Source organism: Pseudomonas rossensis (genome assembly GCF_039888995.1).
Lineage (GTDB): Bacteria > Pseudomonadota > Gammaproteobacteria > Pseudomonadales > Pseudomonadaceae > Aquipseudomonas > Aquipseudomonas rossensis.
The window spans coordinates 1-3806 of sequence record NZ_JBBWCB010000249.1 but is presented as its reverse complement, the minus strand read 5'-3'; the positions used below and the strand labels follow the sequence as shown (position 1 = coordinate 3806).

Below are 3806 nucleotides of genomic sequence, written 5' to 3'. Positions count from 1 at the left end.
TTTTTGACCCGGCCCGCCTTCTGGCATGCACACCACCATGACCGCCTCTGAAAAAGCCCATGCCCCGCGCAATAACGACCTGATATACGGCCTCGACGATCGCCCGCATCTGACCGCCACCGTCTTCGCCGCCCTGCAACACGTGCTCGCCAGTTTCGTCGGCATCATCACCCCGACCCTGATCATGGGGGGCGCCCTCGGCCTGCAAAGCGAAGTGCCGTACCTGATCAGCATGGCGCTGTTCGTCTCGGGGCTGGGCACGTTTGTTCAGGCACGACGTTTCGGCCCGATCGGTTCCGGCCTGCTGTGTCTGCAAGGCACCAGCTTCTCATTCATCAGCGTGATTCTCAGTGCCGGCTTCATGGTCAAGGCCCGGGGCGGCGGCACCGATGAAATCCTCTCGACGATCTTCGGTGTGTGCTTTTTCGCCGCCTTCATCGAAGTGGTGTTGAGCCAGTTCATCGGCAAATTGCGGATGCTGATCACCCCGGTGGTGACCGGAACCATCATCACCCTCATGGGTCTGTCGCTGATCAAAGTCGCCATGACCGACATCGCCGGCGGTTTCGGTGCGGCGGACCTCGGCGCGGCCAGTCACCTGGCCCTGGCGGCATTGGTGCTCGGAACGATTGTGGTGTTGAACCGGGTCGATGTGCCGTTCCTGCGCCTCGGTGCGATCGTCATCGGCCTGACCCTCGGCTATGTCGTGGCCTGGCTGATGGGTGCCGTCAACTTCGCCAGCCTGCCCGACGTACCGCTGATGAGCGTGCCGGTGCCGTTCAAGTACGGCTTTAACTTCGATTGGGTGGCGTTTGTGCCAGTGGCGGTGATTTTCCTGGTGTCGCCGCTGGAAGCCGCCGGTGACTTGACCGCCAACTCGATGATTTCCCGGCAGCCAGTCAAAGGCCCGATCTACATCCGCCGGATCAAGTCCGGCCTTCTCGCCGACGGCCTCAACTCGGCCATGGCCGCCGTGTTCAACAGCATGCCGATGGTGACCTTCGCTCAGAACAACGGCGTGATTCAGCTCACCGGCGTGGCCAGCCGCTACGTGGCGTTCTTCATTGCCGGTTTGTTGGTGGTGCTGGGGTTGTTCCCGATGATCGGCGCGGTGCTGCAACTGATGCCCAAACCGGTGCTGGGTGGCGCTGAGCTGGTGATGTTCGGCACCGTCGCCGTCGCCGGGATCAAGATCCTCGCCGAAGCCGGCCTGCACCGGCGCAACATGCTGATCGTGTCGATTTCGCTCGGCATGGGCCTGGGTGTCGCGGCCGTGCCGGAGGTGTTGCGCGAGCTACCGACGGCGCTGCATAACATCTTTGAATCGCCGATCACCGTCGGCGCGTTGTGCGCTATCGTGCTGAATATCTTCCTGCCCGAAGAGTTCATTGAACTGGAAGAAGACGATTTCGATCCGGAAGCCTCGATCCTGCGGGTCATGGAAAACCCGGATGTCCCGGCCAAGGGTGAACCCGTCTCGCCTGCCGCTGTCGCACCCTTGAACCGCTAGAAAATGCTCGAGGCCGAGCCACTGGCGGTTCGGCCTTTTCTTTAAGAGAGCACGTTCATGCGCAGTGTCCACGCCGTTATCCTTTGCCTGCTTTTGCTCTCCCTGAGCGCCTGTGCGCTGTTGCCCAATCGCGACCCGCTGAACATCAATGTCGTCGGCATCGAACCGTTGCAAAGCCAGGACATGGAAGTACGCTTTGCCGTGAAAATACGCGTGCAAAATCCCAACGAGACCACCATCAACTACAACGGCGTGGCCCTGGACCTGGAAGTCAACGGCCAGCCACTCGCCTCTGGCGTCAGCGATCAATCGGGTTCGATTGCACGCTTTTCCGAAACCGTGCTGACCGTTCCGGTGAGTGTTTCGGCGTTCTCCGTGTTGCGCCAGACACTGGGCCTGAGCAAAACCCAAACCCTCGACAACCTGCCCTACGTCCTGCGCGGCAAACTCGCGGGTGGCTTGTTCGGCACGATGCGTTTCGTGGACAGTGGCAAACTCAGCCTGCCAGGGTCGACGACCGGCACCTGGTAAATCCAACTCAAGGAGCAACAAAGAACATGGAAGCCACACCAACGCTTTACACCCAACGATTGATCCTGCGCCCGCTGGAGTTGGCCGATGCCGAAGCCGTCCAGCAACAGTTCCCGCACTGGGAAGTGGTGCGTTATCTGAACGCCCTCGTTCCTTGGCCGTACCCTGCTGACGGCTCACTGACCTATCTGCGTGACATCGCGTTGCCGGCGATTGCCGCTGGTAAAGAGTGGCACTGGTCGATTCGTTTGAAGTCGGCGCCTGAGCAACTGATCGGCAATGTCAGCCTGATGGATGAACAGGACAACAACCGCGGCTTCTGGCTAGGGCCGAAATGGCAAGGCCAGGGCTTGATGACCGAAGCCAGTGCGGCCGTCACCGAGTACTGGTTCAAAACCCTCGGCCGGCCTGTGATGCGGGTACCAAAAGCGGCGCCCAACATCGGCTCGCGCAAACTCTCGGAACGTACGGGGATGCGCTTGATCCGCAGCGATGAGGGCGACTTCGTCAGCGGGCGATTCCCCAGAGACCTCTGGGAAATCACCCGTGAAGAGTCGCTACAGCAGCGCTGAAGATCCAATGTGGGAGCGAACTTGCTCCCACATGAGTTATGCGTTGAAGCGCACACCCTGTTTGGCGCGCTCATCCACCGTCAACTCAAACACGTCCGGGCGCGCGTAGTGCCCGACCACGTCGTTGGCGATCTCCACGCCATTCTCAGGCCCCACGGGATCATGAATAAAGCCCCGTTTGCTGCTGAATGATATGAACCAAATGAATATCGCTACCGTCGATCTCAACCTGCTGAAAGTCTTCGAAGCGCTCCACGAGGAGTCCAGCGCCAGCCGGGCCGCGTTGCGTCTGGGCGTGACGCAATCGGCGGTCAGCGCGGCACTGCGAAGGCTTCGCGAGGTGTATGGCGATCAGTTGTTCGTGCGCACCGGCCGCGGACTCGCGCCCACGCTCAAGGCCAACCAGTTGAAACCGGTGGTCAGCGATGCCTTGAATAAATGCCGGCAGAGCTTGGCGATGGTCGATCCGGCCGCCCACTATTACGACGGGCGCTCGGTGACTGTGGGTATGTCCGATGATTTCGAAATCGCGTATGGGCGCCGGCTGATCGAAGAAATCACCCGCGTCGCGCCGAAGCTGCGGCTGATCTTTCGTCAGACCCACAGTCAGATCGTCGCCCAGGCGTTGATGGAATGCAGCATTGATCTGGCGATCACCGCAGGTGGGTTTGCCGAGCGCTTGCTCAGTCGTCAGGTGCTGGGGGAAGGCGGTTATCTGTGTTTGGTGGACCCGATGAGCCTGGCCGAGGGACAGCAGACCCTTAACCTTGATGAGTTCGTCGCCCGCGAGCACATTCTGGTTTCGTCGGGCGGCTTTATCGGGATCACCGATGAGGGGCTGGCGGCGCTGGGGTTGACTCGGCGGGTATGCGCTTCGACCACACACTTTGCCGCGTTGCCGCACTTGCTCAAGGGCAGTCAGGCCGTGGCGACCATCCCGGCCCATGCGGCGCAAAGCATTGCAGCGCTGAGCGGACTGACACTGCTGCCCTGCCCTCTGGCGTTGCCGCGATACCCGATCGAACTGGGCTGGCGCACCAGTACGCAGCTCGATCCGGTGGTGCTGAAAGTACGCGAAGCGATTGTCGCGAGTTTTGCGAGCGCGTAGGAGCTGCCGAAGGCTGCGATCTTTTGATTTTGCTTTTTTAAAACAAGATCAAAAGATCGCAGCCTTCGGCAGCTCCTACAGAGAT

General features: G+C 60.6%; 4 protein-coding genes. All 4 read left to right on the top strand.

Features of this window, described 5'->3' with window-relative positions:
* The first annotated feature begins 37 nt into the window (after window positions 1-37).
* Complete coding sequence (locus tag WLY71_RS29985; protein WP_347806458.1) at window positions 38-1510, top strand: nucleobase:cation symporter-2 family protein; 1473 nt, start codon at window positions 38-40, stop codon at window positions 1508-1510.
* A 57-nt stretch (window positions 1511-1567) separates the two neighbouring features.
* Window positions 1568-2041 carry an LEA/WHy family protein gene (locus WLY71_RS29980; RefSeq protein ID WP_347806457.1) on the top strand — a complete coding sequence of 158 codons (474 nt, stop codon included), beginning with the start codon at window positions 1568-1570 and terminating at the stop codon, window positions 2039-2041.
* A 26-nt stretch (window positions 2042-2067) separates the two neighbouring features.
* The gene (locus WLY71_RS29975) at window positions 2068-2613 is read left to right on the top strand and encodes a GNAT family N-acetyltransferase (RefSeq protein ID WP_347806456.1); all 546 of its coding nucleotides are present in this window, start codon (window positions 2068-2070) and stop codon (window positions 2611-2613) included.
* Window positions 2614-2806: 193 nt separating this feature from the next.
* Window positions 2807-3721, top strand: coding sequence for a LysR family transcriptional regulator (locus WLY71_RS29970; protein ID WP_347806455.1), 915 nt, complete (start codon window positions 2807-2809; stop codon window positions 3719-3721).
* Window positions 3722-3806 lie beyond the last annotated feature (85 nt).